The organism is Bartonella sp. MR100HLJHH (genome assembly GCF_042194215.1).
Classification (GTDB): Bacteria; Pseudomonadota; Alphaproteobacteria; order Rhizobiales; family Rhizobiaceae; genus Bartonella; species Bartonella grahamii.
Window position 1 is genome coordinate 1 of the sequence record NZ_JBHIMR010000010.1, and the last position, 23943, is coordinate 23943.

The 23943-nt window shown below is 38.0% G+C and carries 17 protein-coding genes, 3 tRNA genes and 2 pseudogenes; 5 read left to right on the forward strand and 17 right to left on the reverse strand.

Features of this window, described 5'->3' with window-relative positions:
* The 3 genes and pseudogenes from ACFIJ7_RS06860 to ACFIJ7_RS06870 all read right to left on the reverse strand — a co-directional run.
* Window positions 1-76, reverse strand: a pseudogene (locus ACFIJ7_RS06860) (elongation factor Tu); the annotation flags it as partial.
* 180 nt (window positions 77-256) lie between these two features.
* Window positions 257-330 (reverse strand) — tRNA-Gly (locus ACFIJ7_RS06865).
* A gap of 31 nt (window positions 331-361) precedes the next feature.
* Window positions 362-445 (reverse strand) — tRNA-Tyr (locus tag ACFIJ7_RS06870).
* A 205-nt stretch (window positions 446-650) separates the two neighbouring features.
* On the opposite strand from ACFIJ7_RS06870, the gene ACFIJ7_RS06875 reads away from it, so the two are divergent.
* Window positions 651-1481 carry an RNA methyltransferase gene (locus ACFIJ7_RS06875; RefSeq protein ID WP_026500346.1) on the forward strand — a complete coding sequence of 277 codons (831 nt, stop codon included), beginning with the start codon at window positions 651-653 and terminating at the stop codon, window positions 1479-1481.
* A gap of 3 nt (window positions 1482-1484) precedes the next feature.
* Here the strand turns inward: ACFIJ7_RS06875 and ACFIJ7_RS06880 are convergent, their stop codons facing one another.
* The 6 genes from ACFIJ7_RS06880 to ACFIJ7_RS06905 all read right to left on the reverse strand — a co-directional run bounded on the left by ACFIJ7_RS06880 (window position 1485) and on the right by ACFIJ7_RS06905 (window position 7464).
* Complete coding sequence (locus ACFIJ7_RS06880; protein ID WP_375636474.1) at window positions 1485-2210, reverse strand: rhomboid family intramembrane serine protease; 726 nt, start codon at window positions 2208-2210, stop codon at window positions 1485-1487.
* Between the two features lie 885 nt (window positions 2211-3095).
* Window positions 3096-3521, reverse strand: a complete 426-nt coding sequence (locus ACFIJ7_RS06885; protein WP_375644920.1) for a DUF2155 domain-containing protein — start codon at window positions 3519-3521, stop codon at window positions 3096-3098.
* Between the two features lie 89 nt (window positions 3522-3610).
* Window positions 3611-4009, reverse strand: a complete 399-nt coding sequence (locus tag ACFIJ7_RS06890) for an NADH:ubiquinone oxidoreductase subunit NDUFA12 (RefSeq protein ID WP_012755018.1) — start codon at window positions 4007-4009, stop codon at window positions 3611-3613.
* Between the two features lie 181 nt (window positions 4010-4190).
* Complete coding sequence (gene gatB / locus ACFIJ7_RS06895; RefSeq protein WP_375644893.1) at window positions 4191-5690, reverse strand: Asp-tRNA(Asn)/Glu-tRNA(Gln) amidotransferase subunit GatB; 1500 nt, start codon at window positions 5688-5690, stop codon at window positions 4191-4193.
* A 128-nt stretch (window positions 5691-5818) separates the two neighbouring features.
* On the reverse strand, window positions 5819-7246 hold the full coding sequence (tig, locus tag ACFIJ7_RS06900; protein ID WP_375636480.1) for a trigger factor: 1428 nt from the start codon (window positions 7244-7246) through the stop codon (window positions 5819-5821).
* A gap of 135 nt (window positions 7247-7381) precedes the next feature.
* Window positions 7382-7464, reverse strand: a tRNA-Leu gene (locus ACFIJ7_RS06905).
* Window positions 7465-7598: 134 nt separating this feature from the next.
* Here ACFIJ7_RS06905 and trmFO point away from each other — a divergent pair.
* Window positions 7599-8993, forward strand: coding sequence for a methylenetetrahydrofolate--tRNA-(uracil(54)-C(5))-methyltransferase (FADH(2)-oxidizing) TrmFO (trmFO, locus tag ACFIJ7_RS06910; RefSeq protein WP_375644894.1), 1395 nt, complete (start codon window positions 7599-7601; stop codon window positions 8991-8993).
* Between the two features lie 1118 nt (window positions 8994-10111).
* Here trmFO and ACFIJ7_RS06915 read toward each other — a convergent pair.
* The 8 genes and pseudogenes from ACFIJ7_RS06915 to ACFIJ7_RS06950 all read right to left on the reverse strand — a co-directional run bounded on the left by ACFIJ7_RS06915 (window position 10112) and on the right by ACFIJ7_RS06950 (window position 21297).
* The gene (locus ACFIJ7_RS06915; RefSeq protein WP_012231443.1) at window positions 10112-10390 is read right to left on the reverse strand and encodes an HU family DNA-binding protein; all 279 of its coding nucleotides are present in this window, start codon (window positions 10388-10390) and stop codon (window positions 10112-10114) included.
* Window positions 10391-10621: 231 nt separating this feature from the next.
* On the reverse strand, window positions 10622-13048 hold the full coding sequence (gene lon, locus ACFIJ7_RS06920) for an endopeptidase La (RefSeq protein ID WP_375644895.1): 2427 nt from the start codon (window positions 13046-13048) through the stop codon (window positions 10622-10624).
* Between the two features lie 183 nt (window positions 13049-13231).
* Window positions 13232-14506 carry an ATP-dependent Clp protease ATP-binding subunit ClpX gene (gene clpX, locus ACFIJ7_RS06925; protein WP_012755013.1) on the reverse strand — a complete coding sequence of 425 codons (1275 nt, stop codon included), beginning with the start codon at window positions 14504-14506 and terminating at the stop codon, window positions 13232-13234.
* 183 nt (window positions 14507-14689) lie between these two features.
* Window positions 14690-15322, reverse strand: coding sequence for an ATP-dependent Clp endopeptidase proteolytic subunit ClpP (clpP, locus tag ACFIJ7_RS06930; protein WP_012755012.1), 633 nt, complete (start codon window positions 15320-15322; stop codon window positions 14690-14692).
* Between the two features lie 146 nt (window positions 15323-15468).
* Window positions 15469-16278, reverse strand: a pseudogene (locus tag ACFIJ7_RS06935) (hypothetical protein).
* 10 nt (window positions 16279-16288) lie between these two features.
* On the reverse strand, window positions 16289-17665 hold the full coding sequence (gene trkA / locus ACFIJ7_RS06940) for a Trk system potassium transporter TrkA (protein ID WP_375644896.1): 1377 nt from the start codon (window positions 17663-17665) through the stop codon (window positions 16289-16291).
* 4 nt (window positions 17666-17669) lie between these two features.
* Window positions 17670-19028 (reverse strand): sigma-54 dependent transcriptional regulator, encoded by a 1359-nt coding sequence (locus ACFIJ7_RS06945; RefSeq protein ID WP_012755009.1) that lies wholly within the window; start codon window positions 19026-19028, stop codon window positions 17670-17672.
* Window position 19029: 1 nt separating this feature from the next.
* Complete coding sequence (locus ACFIJ7_RS06950; protein WP_375636489.1) at window positions 19030-21297, reverse strand: ATP-binding protein; 2268 nt, start codon at window positions 21295-21297, stop codon at window positions 19030-19032.
* 172 nt (window positions 21298-21469) lie between these two features.
* Between ACFIJ7_RS06950 and rirA the strand changes: the two genes are divergently transcribed.
* From rirA to ACFIJ7_RS06965, 3 genes are read left to right on the forward strand one after another with little or no spacing between them, the layout of a single operon-like run.
* Entirely contained in the window at window positions 21470-21913 is a 444-nt protein-coding gene (gene rirA, locus ACFIJ7_RS06955) for an iron-responsive transcriptional regulator RirA (protein WP_273788340.1), read from the forward strand.
* 24 nt (window positions 21914-21937) lie between these two features.
* On the forward strand, window positions 21938-23128 hold the full coding sequence (locus ACFIJ7_RS06960; protein ID WP_375644921.1) for a bifunctional 2-C-methyl-D-erythritol 4-phosphate cytidylyltransferase/2-C-methyl-D-erythritol 2,4-cyclodiphosphate synthase: 1191 nt from the start codon (window positions 21938-21940) through the stop codon (window positions 23126-23128).
* A complete protein-coding gene (locus ACFIJ7_RS06965; RefSeq protein ID WP_375636491.1) occupies window positions 23125-23613 on the forward strand; it encodes a CinA family protein in 489 nt (162 codons plus the stop codon). Before ACFIJ7_RS06960 ends, ACFIJ7_RS06965 begins: the two co-directional genes overlap by 4 nt.
* The last annotated feature ends 330 nt before the right edge of the window (window positions 23614-23943 follow it).

Consider the following 23943-nt stretch of genomic DNA (forward strand, 5'->3'; position numbering starts at 1 on the left):
TCTTCCCATGATCAACGTGACCAATCGTACCAATATTAACATGCGGTTTTGTTCGTTCAAACTTGCTCTTCGCCATCGCTATTAATCTCTTGTTTTATTCCCTATTCTTGTTAGCACCTAGGGACAGTCCTGCAAAACTCAATCCGACTAGGCTGTAACCAGCTCAATCACCACAACTCTTAGACGGAAAACCCCACCCAATCTATAAATGGAATATCCTCCATCATACCTATTTGCCCAATCACCAACAACTATTTGGAGCGGGTAGCGGGAATCGAACCCGCATATTCAGCTTGGAAGGCTGCTGCTCTACCATTGAGCTATACCCGCTTGACTCACATAATAACTCTCCTTCGATGAATGGTGGAGGGGGTTGGATTCGAACCAACGTAGCATACGCAACGGATTTACAGTCCGCCCCCTTTAACCACTCGGGCACCCCTCCATTACACCGGTAAAGTCGCGCAATGAGACATTACGAAAACCATCTTGAATACCCATTCAATTCAATCTGATTGCGAAGTGGTTATGACGATTACTATTGTATCTGTCAACAGAATAAATACAATTCTGTACAAATTTCCTGCTCATAACTTTAAATCACAGATTTTTTCTCTCTATTTTTCTTATTAACACGCTATAAAGAAGCTATGAAAGAAAAAACATCACAAAATTCTCATTATGCTCGTTTACGTCGCCGATATCGCGATACAAAAGGCTCTCCTTCTCGATCTTTTACACACCTAAAGAAGAAAGCTGCTTCTTTACAGCAAGGGATCATCCATCTTTATGGCATTCATTCTGTTCAGGCAGCTTTAGAAAACCCAAAAAGAATTTTAAAATGTCTTTACGTTACACAAAATGCCTTAAAACGATTAAATATATCCGAATCAGATTATCCTTGCTCTGTTACATTATGCACCCCCAAATATCTTGATTCGCTTGTTGGAAGTGAGGCTGTTCATCAAGGTATTGTTTTGGAAACTTTACCCCTCAAACCATGCAAACTTTCGGAACTAACCAATACTGATCTGGTCATTGTCATGGATCAAATTACCGATCCGCATAATGTTGGCGCTATTATGCGCTCTGCAGTTGCATTGAAAGCTAAAGCGCTTATTACAACTTGCCGTCACTCTCCCCACGAAAGCGGTGTTCTTGCGAAAGCGGCATCTGGAGCTCTGGAAATGATTCATTATATTACCGTACGAAACCTCGCTGAAGCTCTTCAAGAACTTCATCAAACAGGTTTTACAAGCTTTGGTCTCGATTCAGAAGGGGACAAACCTCTAGAAACAGCATTAACAGGGAATAAAATTGCTCTTGTTTTAGGAGCAGAAGGTAAAGGTTTACGTAAAAAAACACGTGAAACCGTTTGCGCTTTAACACGCCTTGATATGCCTGGAAATATTAAATCATTAAATGTTTCAAATGCAGCAACAATAGCGCTTTATGTGGCACATAAATATCTTAGATTCTAGTTTTTAATTTTTTTGTGAAACATCAAAAAAACCAACCAACAAAAAACCCGCAAGAAACCCGCCAATATGAGCTTCCCATGCTATTGAGATGCCATTTTCTTCAAACAAAATAGAAGAAATACCTATGATAAAATCAGCCGTCAGCCATACACTCATATAAACAAGTACCCCCTTAGAACACAGAGCTTTTTTGACGGACAATAAAGGTCCCAAAAAATTTTCGTTCTGCGCATTAACAGATAGATAACCACTAGAAAAACCGTAACGTGCAATAGCTCCCATCATTCCAGATACGGCACCTGACGCCCCAATAAGTGATATGGTACTTTCTTGATGAAATGTAAAATAAGTCAAAACAGAAATAACTGCCGTTAACACCCAAAAAATTAAAAAACGTAAAACACCAAAATGCCTTGCTAAAGGAGAGCCAAAAACCAAAAGCCAAACCATATTAAGAGCAACATGTTTAAAACTACTATGCATAAATGAATAACTCACCATGGTATAACAGAGTGCTACAGGATCCCTCTTAAACAATGCTGGTATAAATGAAAAAAATTCAAGACTTTCAACATAAACCTTATGAGAAAAAAAATACTGAGAAATGCAATAAAGACAAAAACAAAATGCTATCAAAACAACTATAATAAATGGAACATTCAACAAGGGTTCTTTAGGTTGTTTCGGTAATCGAGAAACATTATTATGTTGGTGACTAGAAACTTTCATTTTATAAAATCTCGTATTCTTTAGAGAATGGGTTATTCTTTATACAAAATAAATATACCACTCCCAGTGATGCAGAATCTTTTCAACGCCTCTTCGAAGCCCCTTTTTAAATTTTCAATAGCTCTACATGAAAACACGTGTATTTTATACAAAAGATTTTAAAAAGCACGGATATCAAGAATATGATTTACAAACTTAGCGGTATCCTGCTTATTTAAATGTGAAGTTATCATGTAATATACAAGAACTTACGAATAGACAAACTCACTTATGAGGTGGTGTATAATAAAAATATATAAACATTGTTTTTTTACTAGAAACATACTGATCATTGCATTTTATAACCAAACTATACTTCGATTGATAAACTTTAAATAATCTTAAATCTCAATTTTTCCATTAATATAGCTTGCATTGCTTCTACTCTTTGAATGAAAAACAACATCTCTATGAGAAAAAACTGTCAACACATCTTTCTCTAGATATACTCATTGGTGTTTTATGATGAACTACTCACTTGGTAGTCTGTTTCCCTCATAAATGTAAAAGCTTCAGTTCATCTCTTTAACAAATATCAACAAGCCTTTCATTTCAACCTCTAACAAATATAATTCAAGAACTGTCTCCTATGAAACACTGCAAAATATGTTGATTTTAATGATGCATCTTTGAATTTAAACAGTTCATGAAGGAAATTTTTATTCCTTATCTTAGAGAATCTTATCTGCACATCCGACACTTGTAATGCGCAAGAGAATAATTTGGATTAATTCAATATAGAAAAATTTTAAATGAGGCAATCATAGGAAATTGAACCTCTTATTAAGTTGTAAAACGATAAAGGACCATTATAAATCAATGTATTATAAATAGATAACACACTAATCATTGAAGAGGAAGATCTTGAGAATTCTGCTTGCAATCCTTTAACCACACATCATAAATAGGATGCTCAACAGCGTTCAAACCAGGACTATCTGCAAACATCCATCCTGTAAAAATACGCCGTACTTTTTTATCTAATGTCACTTCATTGACTTCAACAAAACCAGTTGTACGCGTTGGTTCATCTTTAGAGCTCGTATAACACGCACGTGGCGTTACCTGTAATGCACCGTACTGATAAATTTTACCAAGAGTAACTTCAAAACGTGTGGTCCGCCCCGTGATTTTGTCAAGACCTGCAAAAACAGCAATTCCATTGCTAATACGCTCAGCCCGCACTCCACTATTTAAGGATAAAAATACTAAAACTCCCATTAAAGAAATATATATAAAATGCTTCACCCCTAACAATAAAAAAAATCTCATCATATCAAAATCAATCGCATCTTAAAAAATAATTCTTTTCATAACATAGAGTCAAATAAGACAAAAATACACGCACACACTAAAATCTTTTATTTTTTAGGTGACCACGCATCATAATCTTCATGCACACAAGAACGCTCTCCATTGGAGGTGATAGCCCCCTTTGGTCGATAGTCCTCACTTGTTCCTGTCATATTTGCAACATGAGGCTTTTCCCATTCATAAGGATGATAATCCTCCTGTGTTGGTGGGCACTCACAGCGATGATGAATCCAGCCGTGCCAACCTGGTGGAATAGTAGAGGCCTCAGAATAGTCTTTATAGATAACCCAACGGTGCGGATAACCATCCTTATGAAGTCCCCCTTCATAATATATATTTCCAAATTGATCTTCCCCTATCCGCTTACCTTTGCGCCATGTGAAAAAACGCGTACCAATGGTATTGCCATTCCACCATGTGAAGATTTGCTTAAAAAAACGAGCCATCTGCTATTCCATTCATTTAGTGCGCTCATGAAATTAATCGTTGGAATAAAACTGTTAACGATTGAAATTACCGAAAAAGTTACTAGTAAATTCAGCTACAATTCCAATTGATAGGATAACGTGCTATCCCTTAATTTCAAGAAGATATCATATGTATGGCTTCTTCTCCACCCCATAAAATTTAATCTATGCCAAGTTTCATCTTAACCAATTCATTAACAGCTTGAGGGTTTGCCTTACCACCTGTTGCTTTCATTACCTGTCCAACAAACCAACCAGCTAAAGCGGGTTTCTGTTTTGCTTGCGCAACTTTATCAGAATTATTAGCAATGATTTCATCAACGGCTCTTTCAATTGCCTTTGTATCTGTCACCTGCTTCATATTTCGCTCTTCTACAATTTGGCGTGCATCTCCCCCCTCATTCCAAATAATCTCAAAAAGATCTTTGGCAATTTTTCCAGAAATAACTCCTTCTTTTATGAGATCAATAATGCTTCCCAATTGATTTGGCGATACCGGTGACTCTTCAATCTCACAATTATCTTTATTTAAAGCCCCTAAAAGGTCATTAATCACCCAATTGGCAACTATTTTGCCATCACGCCCACGTGCTACTTCTTCAAAATAATCAGCAATAGCCTTTTCTGTCACAAGAATGGAAGCATCATACACTGTCAATCCCATTTCCTTAACAAAACGTGCTTTTATAGCGTCAGGCAATTCTGGTAAGTCTGCTGCCAAAGCATCCACAAACGCTTGATCAAATTCTAATGGTAAAAGATCAGGATCAGGAAAATAACGATAGTCATGTGCTTCTTCTTTTGAGCGCATAGAGCGCGTTTCACCTTTAGCCGCATCAAAAAGCCGAGTCTCTTGATCTATGACGCCTCCATCTTCTAAAATTGCGATCTGACGACGCGCTTCATACTCAATGGCTTGACCAATAAAGCGAATAGAATTAACGTTTTTAATTTCACAGCGCGTTCCAAAATTTTCACCAGGACGACGAACAGATACGTTGACATCTGCACGCATAGAACCTTCATCCATATTGCCATCGCAAGTGCCCAAATAACGAACAATCGTACGCAATTTTGTCATATAGGCTTTGGCTTCATCTGATGAGCGCATATCAGGTTTGGAAACAATTTCCATAAGAGCAACACCAGAACGATTAAGATCTACAAAAGACATCGTTGGATGTTGATCGTGCATCGATTTTCCAGCATCCTGTTCAAGATGCAACCTCTCAATTCCTACTTCAATATCCTCAAATTGGCCATTCGAATCTGGACCAACAGATATGATAATCTTTCCCTCTCCTACAATGGGATAGCGAAATTGAGAGATCTGATACCCCTGCGGTAAATCTGGATAAAAATAATTTTTGCGATCAAAAACAGATTTTAAATTAATATGCGCCTTTAATCCTAACCCCGTTCGAACCGCTTGACGGACACATTCTTGATTAAGAACAGGCAACATACCTGGCATGGCTGCATCAATAAGTGATACATGATTGTTTGGCTCTGCACCAAATTTGGTTGATGCTCCTGAAAAAAGTTTTGAATTTGATATGATTTGCGCATGAACTTCCATGCCAATGATGACTTCCCAATCACCTGTAACTCCAGAAATAAAACGCTTAGAATCAGGAGTACGCGTATCAATGATGCTCATTGCCAATCCACTACCAATATTTTAAAATATACTCATGGCTTATCTAAAACCATTCTCTCAGTGCAATCCTAGGATATAAATCTTACAAAAAGCCCGATTCTATCGGGCTTTTTCTGTTTGCATAAATATTAAGCTTTTTTAGGAGCTTTTTTCTTAGCTGATGTTTTCTCTGTAGACGTTTCTTTCACTGCAGACTTTTTCTTTGCCGGCTTTTCTTCAGGGACATCTGATTCGTCATATTCTTTCATCAACTCTTCAACCGTCACTTCTTTATCTGTGACTTTTATCTGTGCTAATAAATGATCAATGACCTTTTCTTCAAAAATCGGAGCACGTAGATTTTCAACAGCTTCCGGAGTCCTGCGGAAAAAATCCATAATCTCTTTCTCTTGTCCAGGATACTGGCGAACCTGATCAAAAACGGCTGCTTTTAGCTCATCCTCACTAACTTTAACACCAACCTTCATTCCAATTTCAGAAAGCACCAAACCAAGACGAACACGACGTTGCGCAAGGACACGATATTCCTCCCGTGCCTTTTCTTCTGTAATACCTTCATCTTCAAAACTGCGCCCAGCCTTTTTCAAATCATCATTAACCTGAGCCCATATATTGTTAAACTCAATCTCTAAAAGTTCCTCAGGAATCTCAAAATTATAATCAGCATCTAAAGCATCAAGAATTTGACGCTTAACTTTTTGACGTGTCACTGAACCATATTGGCTTTCAATCTGCCCACGAACGACCTCACGTAAGCGATCTAGAGACTCTAAACCAACTTTTTGTGCTGCTTCATCATCAATTTTTAATTCATCTGGTTTAAAGACAGCTTTGACAGTAATGTCAAACTCTGCTTCCCGTCCGGCCAAATGTGCTGCACTGTAATCATCAGGAAATTTAACAAAAATCGTTTTTGCATCCCCAGCTTTCACACCAACCAATTGCTCTTCAAAACCAGGAATAAATTGTTTTGATCCAAGAATCAGTTGTGCATCACTATCTGCCCCACCTTCAAATGGAACGCCTTCAAGCTTACCTTGATAATCTATGGTAATACGATCACCTTCTTCAGAAGCCCCCTCTTTTAGGGAATAATTACGCGTAGAAGAAAGGACGCGATTGATTTGATCATCAATATCCTGTTCAGGAATAGTTGCAATTTCACGGATAACCTTAATATGTTCAAAATCTTTAATTTCAATTTTTGGTAAAACTTCATACTTTAAACTAAAAGTAAAATCAGCTTTGCCATCTAGAATTTTTTCATCTTCATCTATATCAATTTTTGGCTGCATCGCTGCACGTTCATTGCGATCTGCTAAAATAGACCGAGGCGCATCACTGAGTATCTCATTGAGAATCTCCGCCATAAAGGATTTACCATACATTTTTCGCAAATGCCCACTAGGCACTTTACCGGGACGAAAACCATTAAGCTTGATTTTTCCCTTGGTATCATCCAATCTTTCATTCAGCTTTTCTTCTAAATCTTTCGCTGGAACCACGATCTTAATTTCGCGCTTCAGTCCTTCATTAAGCGTCTCGGTAACCTGCATTAAACACCTTCATTTTCCTAAGGAGAGGGATAAACCCACTCTAATAATCATTACATTCTAACACTTCAAGTGTTACATTTACCATGAAGCGGAATTTCAGACACGTAGAAATCCGTAGCACTTAAGGGATTGCTTTGGTGCGGATGGAGGGACTCGAACCCCCACGGTCTCCCGCCAGAACCTAAATCTGGTGCGTCTACCAATTTCGCCACATCCGCTCAAACTTACAAGCTAATAACCTTATACAAGCGGCGTCTCTATACCATTAATTACGGGAAAAAAGCAAACAAATATATTAAAAAAAACAAAATCTATGCTTTTCATACATAACTGCTTACGCTAAAAGTCAATTATGTTAAAGACATTCGATATCCCAATTCATATCATCGGTGGTGGTCTTGCGGGGTGTGAAGCAAGCTGGCAAATCGCTCAATCAGGAATTCCTGTTGTTTTGCATGAAATGCGACCCGAAAAAAAATCCGATGCCCATAAAACCGATAATTTGGCAGAACTGGTTTGTTCAAATTCATTTCGTTGCGATGATTCATTAACAAATGCCGTAGGGCTTTTACATGCTGAAATGCGATTAGCGAAATCGTTAATTATGAAAGCTGCTGATGCCAACAAAGTTCCCGCAGGTAGTGCCCTTGCTGTTGACCGTGATGGATTTTCAAAAACCGTTACGACAGCAATCGAAAACCATCCTCTTATAACAATCAAACGTGAAGAAGTTCAAGAAATTCCTAAAGCTTGGAAACATGTTGTCATTGCAACGGGTCCCCTTACATCACCTGCACTTGCTCAAGAATTACAAGCAATAACCGGTATAAAAGCTCTTTCTTTTTTTGATGCGATTGCACCTATTATCCATACCGATAGTATTGATATCAACATTTGTTGGTATCAGTCTCGCTATGATAAAATTGGTCCTGAGGGAACAGGAAAAGATTATCTTAATTGTCCCCTCAACAAAGAACAATATAAAACATTCGTTGAAGCATTAAAAAATGCTGAAAAAACAGAGTTTCGTGACTTTGAAAAAACGCCCTATTTTGATGGATGCCTCCCCATTGAAATTATGGCTGAGCGCGGACTTGAAACGTTAAGACACGGTCCTATGAAACCTATGGGCTTAACCAATGCCCATAACCCTACAGTTAAACCCTATGCTGTCGCTCAATTACGCCAAGATAATAAACTTGGAACGCTTTACAATATGGTCGGCTTTCAAACAAAACTGAAATATGGTGAACAAATTCGCATTTTTAGAATGATTCCCGGTCTTGAAAAAGCAGAGTTTGCGCGTCTTGGTGGTCTTCACCGCAATACCTACCTCAACTCGCCAATTATTCTTGATCAAACCCTTCGTTTAAAACAAAAAAAACAACTACGCTTTGCAGGGCAAATTACCGGATGTGAAGGTTATGTAGAATCAGCGGCAATAGGGCTTCTTGCTGGACGTTTTGCTGCTGCCGAATATCATCATATTTCCCCTTGCCTACCCCCACAAACGACAGCATTCGGAGCCCTTTTGAATCATATTACAGGGGGACACATCATAGATGAAAAAGCAGAAACACAGTCCTTTCAGCCAATGAATATCAATTTCGGACTCTTTCCCCCTATTGCTTCTATTAGACATTCAGGAAAACGCTTAGCAAGTAAAGAAAAAAAATTAGTAAAAAAACAAGCCATCACAGCAAGAGCTCTCAATGATTGTACTCAGTGGTTAGCAGATAAAGAATAAAAGAGTTCCTTATAAAAATACACGATTCGCCTCTCATCTACTGAATAGATCTTTATGACTTTCGTGAAAAAATCATTCTAAAGCCTTTTAAAGACTGTCTCCCCCAATCAATAAATACTACTCTACGTTTCATCATTTATTTAATTATGTAGGTGCTTGTAAAATAACTTTTGGCTATAAAAAACCTTTACCGCTATCAACAATTTAATATGATTTAATGACTAAAAATAAAATAATCATATCAATATATTATAAATAATAAAAAATTAAATAGATGGAAAATAAACAAGCAATACTGTATTATCTCTATTAATATTTTTTATATTACGTAATATACATTATTTTATAAGAGTAATTTTTCTGTTTTTTAACTTCCTCCATCAAAATTTGTGATATTCTCTCACTTTAACTCTTGTGTGATGAAGAAAAAACGCTCGCTTGCATACCACAAGTGAAATAGGGATATGGAAAAAATATTTGTAGGATAGAGCTGGATCTATCTCTTCCCTCTCAAATGCCAAGAAAAATCAAAATATTGAAAGTGAAATCTGAATATCATAAGATTCTTTCATTTCAGAATCTCTTATAATAAATCAATAAAAATTATTCTCTTGGTGCGTCACAAGCAAGGTTGGCGTATAAGTAAAAGAATAAAACTATCCCTTATACACTCGTCTCAGATATTGAGGGCTAATTGCAACATTATAGGAACTGAGAAAAACAGTACGGCGGCACCAACATGCACTTTTATTAAGCGTAAATGGTGGTATATAATAACTTTTATAGAGTTTACAGAGTTTTTTGCCTCATACTATTTACGGATCTTGTTTTGAAATAAATACCGTAACACTTCAGCGTAATAAAAGTTAACATTACATTTTATAAGCCACACTGGTACTGCATTAATACAGTGCAATATTTTACTGAAAAGGCTAAAAAATATATTTTAAGCTGACAGTATTTTATACAACACTTAAAATTATTTTCAAAAATACAAGTAATACATGAAAATAAAAAATATCGCAAAGATCTCAACGTGTTATATGAAAAATGGGCATAATACATGTGTTAAAAAAAACCCGCTTATAAATAAATCGGGTTTTTTTATGTAGCTTAAATTATTTTTTATTAACTGCTTCTTTAAGGCTTTTTCCTGCAGAAAATTTGGGTACAGAACGTGCCGGAATATCGATTTCAGCACCAGTTGAAGGATTACGCCCCTTTGTTGCAGCACGATGAGAAACTTCAAAAGAGCCAAAACCTGGAAGACGAACATCTCCCCCTGAAGCCAAAGCTTCTGTTACAGAAGCCATAAAAGCATCAACAACAGCACCAGCTTGCGCTTTCGAAACACCTGCCTTTTCAGCAACGGAGCTAACCAATTCACTTTTATTCATAAAATATTTCCTTTCCCTATATTACCTGACAACATGACTTAATCATGTTATTGGTCAGTTTATTGAAAAGTACAGCAAACAGAAGTCTTATTTTTATCCAAAACATTGTTTTTTTAGCAATAATCACAGTTATTCACGGAATTTTTCACTTTTTCCAACAAAAAACAGAATAATAACCTCAACAACGCCTTCTGCCACCTAAAAAATGCCGTTATAAATGAGATAAGTGAATCAGTGTGCAATCTGTATTCCTTCACTATCACTTCCCTCTGACCGGATTGGGACAGCCACCGTAGAGGGTTCTTTCCATTCAATAGTGTCTGGAAAACGAACCAAAGCGTGTTTCAAAACTTCACTCACATGATTTACCGGAATAATTTCCATATTATTTTTGACATCGTCAGGAATATCAACCAAATCTTTTGCGTTTTCTTCAGGAATAAGTACCTTTTTTATCCCTCCTCGAAGAGCTGCTAGGAGTTTTTCTTTTAATCCACCAATTGGTAAAACGCGTCCACGTAAAGTAATTTCACCAGTCATTGCAATATCTTTATGCACAGCTACTCCTGTAAGAACCGAAACAATTGCTGTCACCATTGCAATCCCAGCAGATGGGCCATCTTTTGGCGTAGCACCCTCTGGAACATGAACATGGATATCGCGTTTTTCAAAAAGTGGAGGTTCAATACCAAAATCAACAGCACGAGAACGTACATAAGATGCTGCCGCTGAAATGGACTCCTTCATAATATCACGTAAATTTCCAGTTACAGTCATCTTACCTTTGCCGGGCATCATAACTCCTTCAATGGTCAATAACTCTCCACCGACTTCTGTCCACGCAAGGCCTGTCACAACACCAATTTGATTTTCTCCTTCAATCTGATTGTAATGATAACGTTTAACACCCAAGAAATCATGAATATTACTTTCTGTAACTTTTACAGATTTTTGATGCGTTTTGAGAATTTTTGTAACAGATTTGCGGGAAATTTTCATGAGTTCACGCTCAAGGTTACGAACGCCTGCCTCACGTGTATAAAACTGAATAATTGACCTTAGTGCTCCATCAGAAATACTGAGTTCTTTTTTAGACAAACAGTGATCTTTTAGTGCCTTTGGTAAAAGATGCTGTTTAACAATTTCCATTTTCTCACATTCAGTATAACCAGCAATACGAATAATTTCCATACGATCCATTAACGGACCTGGAATATTAAGCGTATTGGCAGTTGTGATAAACATGACATCAGAAAGATCATATTCAACTTCCAAATAGTGATCAATGAATGTACTATTTTGTTCAGGATCAAGAACTTCTAATAAAGCGGATGAAGGATCTCCACGAAAATCTTGTCCCATTTTATCAATTTCATCAAGCAAGAAAAGAGGATTAGATTTTTTTGCTTTTTTCATAGACTGGATAATTTTTCCAGGCATCGAACCAATATATGTTCGACGATGTCCGCGAATTTCTGCTTCATCCCGCACACCTCCCAATGAGATACGAACATACTCACGCCCCGTCGCCTTTGCAATAGAGCGCGCTAATGATGTTTTCCCTACACCAGGAGGACCTAACAAACAAATAATGGGACCTTTTATCTTTGACGCGCGACTTTGTACAGCCAAATATTCAATAATTCGCTCCTTAACTTTTTCAAGACCGAAATGTTCATTATTCATGACCTTTTCAGCAAAATCTAAATTGTTTTTAATCTTAGATTTTTTACCCCAAGGCATTGCTAATAACCAATCAAGATAGTTACGGACAACTGTCGCTTCTGCAGACATAGGAGACATATTCCGTAATTTTCTCAATTCTGCCCCAGCTTTTTCCTGTGCTTCCTTGGATAGTTTTGTATTCTTGATACGTTCTTCTAATTCAGAGAGTTCATCTCGGCTATCATCACCTGCCCCTAACTCTTTTTGAATAGCCTTCATCTGCTCATTGAGATAATATTCTCGTTGGTTTTTTTCCATTTGCCGTTTAACATGCGAACGAATACGTTTTTCAACCTGCAAAACAGAAATTTCTCCTTCCATGAAGGACAAAACACGTTCAAGACGGGCCCGTACAGGTAAGAGCTCTAATATTTCCTGTTTTTCTGCAAGTTTAATCATCAAATGAGAAGCAATCGTATCAGCAAGCTTAGAAGGATTATCAATCTGACCAATCGCATTAACAACTTCAGGAGAGATTTTTTTATTAAGCTTTACATAGTTTTCAAAATAAGCAATCACTGACCTTGAAAGAGCTTCAATCTCAACATCACCCTCTCTAGATTCTTCTGTAACAGTCGCATATGCCTGATGATAACCTTCACTTAAAGCAAATTGACTAATTTTTGCACGTGCAGTTCCTTCAACCAAAACCTTTACAGTACCATCAGGAAGCTTTAAAAGTTGAAGAATATTAGCAAATGTACCAATATGATAAATATCCTCTGATTTTGGATCGTCATCAGAAGCATTTTTTTGTGTCACCAATAGTATTTGCTTGTCAACCGCCATCGTTTCTTCAAGAGCACGAATTGATTTTTCGCGGCCCACAAAAAGTGGAACAATCATATGGGGGAAGACTACAATATCACGAAGAGGTAAAACAGCATAAACCCCATCTCTTACTTCATCTGTCTTTTCATCAATATATTGCATAACTCTCCTTTCTGGAGCCTATGAGCTATCTACAACAACCAGCCCACCTTTAGAAAACCTCAGCTCTTCACAATACATGAAGTGGTAATTACTAATACATAAATCAAGCATTATAATGATATTATTATAAACACCCATCAAATACCGTTCATTACCACCTTTCATATTGTGCTTAGCACAATATCATGCTGATACATTTTCTTTATCTTCTGCACGTTCTGAGTAAATATAAAGAGGGCGCGCTTTCCCATCAACGACATCACTCGAAATAACCACTTTTTGAACGCCTTCAAGAGCCGGTAGCTCAAACATCGTCTCAAGAAGGATCTTCTCCATAATAGAACGTAAACCACGAGCACCAGTTTTACGTTCAATTGCTTTCTTCGCAATAACACGTAAAGCATCTTCATGAAATGATAACTCGACATTCTCCATTTCAAAAAGACGCTGATATTGCTTTACTAAAGCATTTTTAGGTTGTGATAAAATTTGCATGAGGGCGTTAACATCTAAATCCTCTAAGGTAGCGACTATAGGAAGGCGCCCAATAAATTCTGGTATTAAACCAAATTTTATAAGATCTTCAGGCTCTAAATCACGAAAAATTTCACCGACACAACGCTCATCAGGAGCCTTAACGGTCGCAGAAAAACCAATAGAAGTTTTTTCACCACGCCCTGAAATAATTCGTTCTAAACCAGCAAAAGCTCCCCCACAAATGAATAAGATGTTTGTGGTGTCAACCTGAAGAAACTCTTGTTGCGGATGCTTACGTCCACCTTGAGGAGGAACAGAAGCAATCGTTCCTTCCATAATTTTTAATAACGCTTGCTGAACTCCTTCCCCCGAAACATCTCTTGTAATAGAAGGATTGTCTGCTTTACGAGAAATCTTATCGACCTCATCAATATAAACAATGCCACGTTGTGCACGTTCAACATTATAGTCAGCAGCTTGAAGAAGTTTCAAAATAATATTTTCTACATCCTCACCTACATAGCCTGCTTCCGTCAAAGTGGTCGCATCCGCCATCGTAAAAGGCACATCAATAATACGTGCTAATGTTTGTGCAAGATAAGTTTTACCACAGCCCGTTGGACCAACAAGAAGAATATTTGATTTAGCCAACTCAATATCATTGCTTTTAGACTGATGCGCCAACCGTTTATAATGATTATGAACAGCAACAGAAAGAACACGCTTTGCATGCTGCTGACCAATAACATAATCATCAAGAACTGTTATAATTTCCTGTGGCGTAGGAACACCATCACGCACCTTAACCCCAGAAGACTTATTTTCTTCCCGAATAATATCCATGCAAAGCTCTACACATTCATCACAGATAAACACAGTAGGCCCCGCAATGAGCTTCCGCACCTCATGCTGACTCTTGCCGCAGAACGAGCAATAGAGAGTATTTTTTGATTCGTTCCCGCTATTGCTAATTTTGCTCATTTTTCTTTCCTTTCACCACGATATATGAATACTTTGCCTTTTCAAAGGAAGCTTTTCATCATGAAAACTAAAAGACATATAGAAAACCATGCATGTCTCAATATTTTTAGGTGTTTCTCTTATTTTGCGATATTTTTTATAAAACTCTGTGATTTAAAGTAGCTGTTTTTTCTATAAAAATTCTTAATCTTTTTCTTCTTTTTCAGTTTCTGCACGATATTGTATAACATCATCAACTAAGCCAAACGCTTTGGCTTCTTCTGCTGTCATAAAATGATCGCGATCGAGAGTTCTCTCAATAATCTCATAATCTTGACCTGTATGTTGAACATAAATTTCATTTAAACGCCGTTTCATCTTTATAATGTCTTGCGCATGTCGCTCAATATCTGAAGCTTGACCTTGAAAACCACCAGATGGTTGATGCACCATAATACGTGCGTTTGGCAATGTAAAACGATGACCTTTTGCTCCAGCTGTTAACAATAAAGACCCCATAGATGCCGCCTGCCCCATGCAAAGCGTAGAAACAGGAGGGCGAATAAACTGCATAGTATCATAAATAGCCATACCAGATGTTACGACACCACCTGGAGAATTAATATAAAGACTAATTTCTTTTTTAGGATTTTCCGCTTCTAAGAAAAGCAATTGTGCACAAACAAGCATTGCCATACCATCTTCGACAGGACCATTAATAAAAATAATCCGCTCCTTTAAAAGACGGGAAAAAATATCATAGGCCCGTTCACCACGATTGGTTTGTTCAATAACCATAGGAACAAGGCTTAATGCTGTTTTCATTGGATCACTCATATTTTTACTTTCCGTTCATATAACAACCGCTTTTTACACATTCAATGTTTTTATCCATACGTTAACATTACTCTCTTGCGCAAGCTACAATCAAGAGCTGTTTAAGATAGATTAAAATCCCAATAGTTAAAATAGCAATAATAACTCTACTTAAACAAATGATGAACATCAGGAATGCGAAATACCGCCCAATGGTAAAAACTTCCTTTCTGAGGTCTTTTCGTGGTCTTTGTCTTTCTGTGAATATGAAAGCCTATCAAGCGTGAATCTGTAAGCGGCTTTACGCCAAAAGCTGGTTCAAAAATACGTTCAGCTTTTCGCCCAGTCCAATAATAAAAAGTTTCCTTTTCCTTTGCTTCATGAAAAAAACCATATCGTTTTGCTAATCGCGAAATACCATCATTGCCAAATATCGTAACGCCAAGACTTCCCGGCAAAATCGGCATTTTTTTCCTCTTTAACCAGAACGGTCTCCAAACACGACGCTTAAACCCAAGCCAATGAGGAATAATTTCTGTGCCTGCCTAATAATCTTCAAATACTTTTATAATAGGGTTATTAGGCGGAAAATAAAGTGCAGAAACGCCTACTCTTGTATTATTTTCTCTTGCCAACCAAACCTTATCCGCATCTGGATGAAATTGTTTAACAAGGTAAACATCTGTATCTAACCAAACTCCTTGTTGATATTTCATCAGCATAACACGAAAAAAATCCGAAAACTGAACAATTGTGCACCCTAGTTTATCATCAGAAAAATCGGGGTCAAGGCGATAAATTGCTGAGCGTGGTAAAATTGATTCGGCTTCATGCAACTCAACACCGGCAGGAAGATTATCTATTTTTTTATCATAACTAAAAAGCTTAACGCGCTGTCCAGTTTTAACCATTGAGGACACACAAAGCCTATCCACCAATCTTAATTGTCCACTATACCAAAAAGTACAAATATCCATAGATAATATATCAAAAATATTCTAAACTTACGCGAAAGAGTTGTTCAACATCACGAACCCTATCAGCAAGAGCAAAAATCACTATTCTATCACCAGACAAAATGCGCGTATCTGCCGAAAGCTGTATTATTGTCTTATTGCGATAAATTGCACCAATTCTCAAACCATCTGATAAATTGAGCTCTGATAATGACTTACCAACCAATGAAGATGTTTGCATCACTTCAGCTTCAATAATTTCTGCTCGGCCATTAAAAACTGAATGAACAGAACGAATACGTCCACGGCGCATTTGTTGCAAAATTCTCGATATTGTAACGCTATGGGGATTAAGATATGCATCCACACCAACAGCACGACTAAATTCTTGATAGGCAACATTATTAATCAATACCATATTGGCTTTGCAGCCCAATCTTTTAGCAATAATAGCGCTTAAGAGATTAACCTGATCTTGATTGGTCAAGGTAATCATTAAATCGGACTGATCAATTCTCGCATCTTGAAGAATCACTGGATCTAACACGTTACCGTATAAAACTGTTGTTTTTTCAAGCTGATCAGCAATCGTGAGAGCTCTTTCTCTATGCGATTCTATAATCTTCAATTTTAATTTATGGAAACGCTTTTCAATAGCCTGTGCAACATAAAGGCCAATGTGACCGCCTCCTGCAATAATCATGCGGTGGGCATCTTGTTCTTTATGACCAAAAAGCCCAACAGCACGGCGCATTTGATCACGAGCAACAACAAGATAGGTTATATCACCAACGCGTAATTGCGTTTCTGAATGTGCAACCAATAATTCCGTACCACGTTTAATAGCGGTAACCGTCGTATGAAGATCTGGAAAAAGCTCTGTTAATTGACGCAAAGGTGTATTAATAACTGGACAATCTTCCATACATTCCAAGGCTAGCGCAACAACATCATCATTACAAAAATAAAGGACATCTATCGCACCAGGTAAGGCAATACGGCGCAAAACCATTTCCCCAACTTCAACTTCTGGCGAAATAACCACATCAATGGGAATATTCTCTCTGGAAAAAAGCGTCTTATAACGTGGTTCTAAATAAGATTGTGAACGAATACGAGCAATTTTTGTGGGCACATTAAATAATGAATGTGCTACTTGACAAGCTACCATATTGACTTCATCAAACAAAGTGACAGCAATCAACATATCGGCTTTATCTGCATCTGCAGCCAAAAGAACTTCAGGACGTGAACCGTGACCAACAAAACCTCTCACATCCAATGTATCGCGAATCTTTTCAATTAATCTCGTTTCAATATCAATAACAGTAACATCGTGATTTTCAGCAGCAAGACGCTCTGCTATCCCATAACCAACCTGTCCTGCTCCGCAAATAATAACACGCATCGCTTTAAGAAACTCCAAGCGCTTTAAGTTTACGGTGCAAAGCTGAACGCTCCATGCCTATAAATTCAGCAGTACGTGATATATTTCCACCCAAACGCCCAATCTGTGCCACTAAATATCTCTTTTCAAACAATTCTCGTGCTTCACGTAACGGCAAATCCATTATACTTTCATCTGAATCCATTTGAAGACGTGGCAAAGAATCACTTACTTCACTGGGAAGAAAGTCCGCTGTTATAGGACCATCACCATCCCGCACAAGAATAAGAAGACGCTCAATATTATTACGTAATTGCCGCACATTACCCGGCCAAGCATGCGTTTGCAAAATAGCAATCACATCATCACTGATTGCACGCGGTTTAATCCCAACCTGCTGTGATATTGTTTTTACAAAATGATGTACAAGTTCTGGAATATCTTCACGACGCGCTGAAAGGGGCGGAACAGCAATAGGAACAACGGAAAGACGGTGGAAAAGATCTTCTCTAAAGCGCCCATCGGAAATGAGGTTTTCAAGATTTTGCGCTGTCGAAGAAATAATACGGACATCCACCTTAACACGTTTTGTGCCGCCAACTCTTTCAAATGTCTGCCCCGTTAACACCCGAAGAATCTTACCTTGAGTCTCACGTGGCATGTCAGCAATTTCATCAAGATATAATATACCGCCATGAGCTTCCTCTAAGGCACCGATCTTGCGCTCTCTTCCTTCCATTTCACTACCAAACAGCTCTATTTCCATTCTTTCCGGAGTAATCGTTGCAGCATTTATTGTAACAAATGGCCCATTCGAACGCGTTGAGAGCGCATGAATAGTTCGTGCAACAGTCTCTTTTCCTGCCCCTGAAGGACCTGTTATCATGACGCGACTATTGGTTGGTGCTACTTTTTCTATGATTTGACGCAAATTTTTTACAACTGTCGATTTTCCGAGCAACTCTAATGTCTCGTTCGAACGCTTTCGCAATTCTAAAAGCTCACGTTTTAAATTTGAGTTTTCAAGTGTTCTCTCTGCAACCAATACAAGTCTATCAGCTTTAAAAGGTTTTTCAATGAAATCATATGCCCCTCGCTTTATAGCGGAAACAGCCGTCTCAATATTACCATGACCAGAGATCATAACGACCGGAAGAGCCGGATATTGCGTTTTAATTTCATCAAGCAGTGCTAAACCATCAAGACGACTACCCTGTAGCCAAATATCCAAAAAAATGAGCTTTGGAATACGCTCACTAATTTGAGCCAATGCTTCATCAGAGTTACAAGCAACACGCGTTTCATAACCTTCATCATCTAAAATACCAGCAACAAGCTCACGAATATCTGCTTCATCATCAACAATCAAGATATCTGATACCATACTATTCCCCTATCTTATGATTTATGGCTTGTATAATACTACCCTGCTTACCCCCATCCGCCGGAAACATCAAACGAATCATCGCACCACGACCTTCATAAAAACTCTCCGGTGCATCATGAAGCTCCATGGAACCACCGTGATCTTCAATAACTTTGCGCACAATGGCTAACCCGAGCCCTGTTCCTTTTTCCCGCGTTGTTATATAGGGCTCTAATAACTTTTGTCTTTGCTCTTTAGGAAGTCCTTTCCCATTATCAACAACATCCACAACCACCCATTCCTCTTGACGATAAGAACGGATAAGAATATGACCGTGAATATTTTCCTCTCGCATAACTGAATCTATGGATTCGCTCGCATTTTTGATCACATTGCAAAAAGCTTGTACAATGAGACGGTTATCAAATGCACCCATAAGTGGTAGACTTCCTAAATCTTGCTCAAAATGAATATCATGTCGTGTCACTTCTATCAAGAAACATGCTTCGCGCAACAATTCTCGTATATCTAAAATATGCATTTGTGGTTTGGGCATACGTGCAAAAGAGGAAAACTCATCAACCATACGCCCAATATCTCCAACCTGTCGAATAATTGTCTCAATACACCGCTCAAAGACCTCTCTATCTTGTGTAATAACTTTGTTATAACGTTTACGAATGCGTTCAGCGGATAACTGAATGGGTGTGAGAGGATTTTTTATTTCGTGTGCAATACGCCGTGCAATATCCGCCCACGCCGCTGTACGTTGTGCTGCAACAAGGTCTGTAATATCATCAATTGTTAGGACCCAAGATTGCCCCTGTCCATCATCCTCTTCCATCGTAACTTGGACATTACAGACACGCTCTTTTCCTGCAACGTTTAAAGTAACCTGCTCACGATGATTTTTACGATCCAATGAACGTGCAAACTGAAAAACCTGCCAAATTTCAGCACTTAAAGATAAAAGACTTTGTCCAACAACGTGTTCAGAGCGAATATCAAACATCGCTTCAATAGATCGATTAATAATTGTAATATCACCATTATCATCTATACCCGCTACTCCTGCTGTTACACCCGATAACACTGCTTCAGAAAAACGCCGTCTCTCATCAATTTGATCACGTACTGCAATCAACTCATTGCGCCGACTTTTCAATTCACTGACCATGTAATTAAAAGTTTTGGATAATTGCCCAATATCTCCGTCCTTCGCGCGTACTGGCACAAAAATTTCCATATTTCCAGTAGCAACATCATCAGCAGCACTAATGAGAAGACGAATAGGACGTACTAAGCGATCAGCGACAGCAATAGCAGCCCAAATAGCCGATAGGAATAAACTAAAAAAAAGACATAAATAAAGCATACCAAATGCAATTTGCGTCAGCAGGCGATTTTCATTTAAATCACGATAACGATCTGTATTGACTTCTGTTAAACGCAAAGCAGATAAAACACCTTTATCAACGTCACGCACCAAATATAAAAATGTGTTTGGAATGTTGGTAAATTTTAAAATAATACCAAAATAATCATGCACGCCTGGTTGAAAAGAAAAAGGCCTCGCACTGGTTGCACGTTCAATAAGATTGGAAGGAGGAATTGGCAGTTTATCTTCATCACCAAGAGCACTCGATATAAAAATAGCTCCGCTAGAACTTAACAAAAATGCGCCACGCAAATTGCGTCCTATAGCATGACGCGTCAATTGCATCCTATATTCAGCCGGATTACGTTCTAAGAGTTTTTTGTTATCAAGTGCAAATGCCATCGCGTAGGATAAATTTTTTAAATTTTGAAGCATTTCATCTGCATAAGCATTTGCTAAATCAATAGAAGAGCCCACAATTTGCCGCGTTGTTGTATCAAACCATCGATCAAGTCCCAAATTTAGTGCTGGACCCGATACAAGAGCTACAGCAACAGCCGGCATTGTCGCAACAAGTGCAAACAATGAAATAAGGCGCACATGAAGACGCGATCCTGCACGCCTTGAACGCCAAGCACGAATAATCGGAATCATCTCATAAAAAACGATGACAATAAGCCCTAAAACCCAAAAACTATTAATCCCTATAAGAATAAGGGTTACTGTTCTACTGGGAACAACAGGGGTTAATCCAATAAGAATAATAAATGAAACAGAGGCCGTAAGTAACGCCAATACAATAATTGTAATCCCTAAAAAAATATATACCTTACTTAAACGATACAACTCATCGTTATAAGTATTTTTATCTATGTCTTGAAGATTCGTTACAGATGTTATATTCGTCATGAGCTTACATACCCTTATCCCATTATTCTCATATAACCTTTTGTAGCAAAAATTGACAATACTAATACTACATTTAAAATAGGGCAAATATAGTCAATGAGAAAGAACTTCTACATTTTGCAAAATATCTTAAAATAAACTGTGTTCGACGATACTTTACGAAGGAAATGAGATGCGATTAACAAAACAAACAAATTATGCTCTTCGAATGCTCATGTATTGTGCAGATAATCAGGGAACTCTCAGTCGTGTTCCAGAAATTGCTAAAGCATATGCCGTTTCAGAACTTTTTTTATTTAAAATCCTTCAGCTGCTTGTTCAAGCAGGTTTTATACAAACAGTGCGTGGACGCAATGGTGGAGTTAGGTTGGCGAAACCCGCAGCAGAGATTTCAGTCGCTGATGTTGTGAAAGTAACAGAAGACAACTTTTCCCTCGCAGAATGTTTCGATACTGCAGAACCGACTTGCCCCTTGATTGATTTTTGTGGTTTAAATACCGCACTTCAAAAAGCATTAAATGCTTTTTTTGAGGTGTTATCCGTGATATCCCTTGCTGATCTACAACAACCATCCTTTCAAAATCATTTTAAAATTAATGACAAAAAAGCAAACTAAGATTATAACACGAGGAGATTAAGTATTTCTATTGCAGCAATAATATTAGCTGCTGGACGCGGTGAAAGAGCAGGGTCTCCCCATAAAATTCCAAAACAATATCGGCTTCTAGGACAAAAGCCGATTATTTATCATACCGTGCATTGTTTTTTGCAGCATCCAGCTATCACAACAATTATCCTTGTTATTCATCCAGAAGATCGTCAAATCTGTGAACAAGCTATCGGCGATTTTAAAGAGCGCCTTATTATCGTTGAAGGAGGCAGGACACGTCAAATCTCTACCTTACATGGACTTCAGGCACTCAAAAAATTCAATCCCCAATATGTGCATATTCATGATGGTGCACGCCCCTTTATCGAAAACAAGCTTCTTGATAACATTCACAACACGATCACACCTCAAGAAGGTGTTCTTCCTGTTCTGCCCATCTCTGATACCCTTAAACGTATAAATAATCAGCATGTTTTAGAAACAATTCCCCGTACCCATCTTTATAGTGCACAAACTCCACAGTGTTTTCCCTTTGAACATATCTTAGCGGCCCATAAACAAGCAAAACAAGCTTGCAAAAAAGAATTCACTGACGATTCTGCGATTGCCGAATGGTTTGGAATTCCTATGCGTACCGTTCCTGGGGATCCTAACAACATAAAAATTACATGGCATGAAGATTTTAATACTGCACATTTATATCTCCAAAAGAAAATGCAAATATTTCCTGATATCCGCACCGGCAATGGTTATGATGTTCACTCTTTCGAGGATGGTGATTTTCTTATTTTATGTGGTATAAAAATTCCTTTTCATAAAAAATTGAATGGACACTCCGATGCGGATGTTGCTCTTCATGCGCTAACAGATGCCCTGCTCGCTACGCGAGGTGCTGGAGATATTGGCACACATTTCCCTCCCTCTGATCCTCAATGGAAAAATGCATCATCAGAAATTTTTCTCCGTCATGCTCTTGATATTCTAAAACAAGCAGGTGGTCGTATCGCCAATGTTGATATCACAATTATTGCTGAAAATCCTAAAATTGGTCCCTATCGTCATGCCATGACAGAAAATCTTATGACGATACTTTCAATAACACCTGATCGAATCTCTATCAAAGCAACAACAAATGAAAGGCTTGGATTTATTGGTCGCGGTGAAGGAATTGCTGCTCTTGCAACAGTGAGCGTTCTTTATTCAGGAGAACTTCCCCAATGACATATCTTTGTGAAAAACAAGCACATGAAGTCCTTAATATCTTTCGCCAAAAAGGTTTGCTGTTAACAACTGTAGAGTCTTGTACAGGAGGACTCATTGCTGCAAGCCTCACAAATATTGCAGGCTCGTCAGATGTTCTCGATTGTGGATTTGTTGTTTATTCAAATGAATCTAAAACACGCCTTGTTGGCGTTTGTGCTGAACTTATAAGAACCTATGGCGCCGTTTCAAAAGAAGTTGCTCTTGCAATGGCTGAGGGTGGATTAAAACATTCACAAGCTGACATTGCAGTCTCTGTAACAGGAATTGCTGGTCCAGGAGGAGCAAGTCTTGATAAACCTGTAGGACTTGTGCACTGCGCAGTTGCTTACAAAAATCATAAAACTCTGCACAAAGAAATGCACTTTGGTCATCTTAACCGCAATGCTATCCGCCATGCAACTGTTGAAAATGTTTTTAAAATGATTCTGGAATTGCTTCACTGAATTCCCCATACTAATTTCAAAGCTCTCTATTCCACATTGAGTCTATAATCGTCAACATCTTGAAAAAATGATTTATTGTGCCACAACTTTAAGTTGAATCAATCAAATTTATTCACTTGCACGCCACAAGAAAAAAACTGTATAAATAAAATGATTAAAGAAAGGGATACTTGTACCTCTCTCAAATGCTAAGAGCTCGCGCAACATCTTGAGAGATGGCAAATAAATGGTGCAGGCTGACTTTTTTATAAGTGTAAAGATGTTGATTTATATACTTTTACGAGTATCTCTACTATTTATTATGAAATGGGTATGAAGCAAGCATGTCCT

What these genes read in the sequence shown, in the direction of transcription:
- trkA (WP_375644896.1), bottom strand. Translation starts at nt 17,665, where the DNA reads ATGCGTGTTATTATTTGCGGAGCAGGACAGGTTGGTTATGGGATAGCA.
- tig (WP_375636480.1), bottom strand. Translation starts at nt 7,246, where the DNA reads ATGCAGGTTACCGAGACGCTTAATGAAGGACTGAAGCGCGAAATTAAG.
- ACFIJ7_RS06880 (WP_375636474.1), bottom strand. Translation starts at nt 2,210, where the DNA reads ATGAAAGTTTCTAGTCACCAACATAATAATGTTTCTCGATTACCGAAA.
- ACFIJ7_RS06885 (WP_375644920.1), bottom strand. Translation starts at nt 3,521, where the DNA reads ATGAGATTTTTTTTATTGTTAGGGGTGAAGCATTTTATATATATTTCT.
- clpX (WP_012755013.1), bottom strand. Translation starts at nt 14,506, where the DNA reads ATGAGCAAAATTAGCAATAGCGGGAACGAATCAAAAAATACTCTCTAT.
- ACFIJ7_RS06875 (WP_026500346.1), top strand. Translation starts at nt 651, where the DNA reads ATGAAAGAAAAAACATCACAAAATTCTCATTATGCTCGTTTACGTCGC.
- clpP (WP_012755012.1), bottom strand. Translation starts at nt 15,322, where the DNA reads ATGAGTGATCCAATGAAAACAGCATTAAGCCTTGTTCCTATGGTTATT.
- ACFIJ7_RS06945 (WP_012755009.1), bottom strand. Translation starts at nt 19,028, where the DNA reads ATGGTATCAGATATCTTGATTGTTGATGATGAAGCAGATATTCGTGAG.
- ACFIJ7_RS06890 (WP_012755018.1), bottom strand. Translation starts at nt 4,009, where the DNA reads ATGGCTCGTTTTTTTAAGCAAATCTTCACATGGTGGAATGGCAATACC.
- ACFIJ7_RS06965 (WP_375636491.1), top strand. Translation starts at nt 23,125, where the DNA reads ATGACATATCTTTGTGAAAAACAAGCACATGAAGTCCTTAATATCTTT.
- lon (WP_375644895.1), bottom strand. Translation starts at nt 13,048, where the DNA reads ATGCAATATATTGATGAAAAGACAGATGAAGTAAGAGATGGGGTTTAT.
- trmFO (WP_375644894.1), top strand. Translation starts at nt 7,599, where the DNA reads ATGTTAAAGACATTCGATATCCCAATTCATATCATCGGTGGTGGTCTT.
- rirA (WP_273788340.1), top strand. Translation starts at nt 21,470, where the DNA reads ATGCGATTAACAAAACAAACAAATTATGCTCTTCGAATGCTCATGTAT.
- ACFIJ7_RS06950 (WP_375636489.1), bottom strand. Translation starts at nt 21,297, where the DNA reads ATGACGAATATAACATCTGTAACGAATCTTCAAGACATAGATAAAAAT.
- ACFIJ7_RS06915 (WP_012231443.1), bottom strand. Translation starts at nt 10,390, where the DNA reads ATGAATAAAAGTGAATTGGTTAGCTCCGTTGCTGAAAAGGCAGGTGTT.
- gatB (WP_375644893.1), bottom strand. Translation starts at nt 5,690, where the DNA reads ATGAGCATCATTGATACGCGTACTCCTGATTCTAAGCGTTTTATTTCT.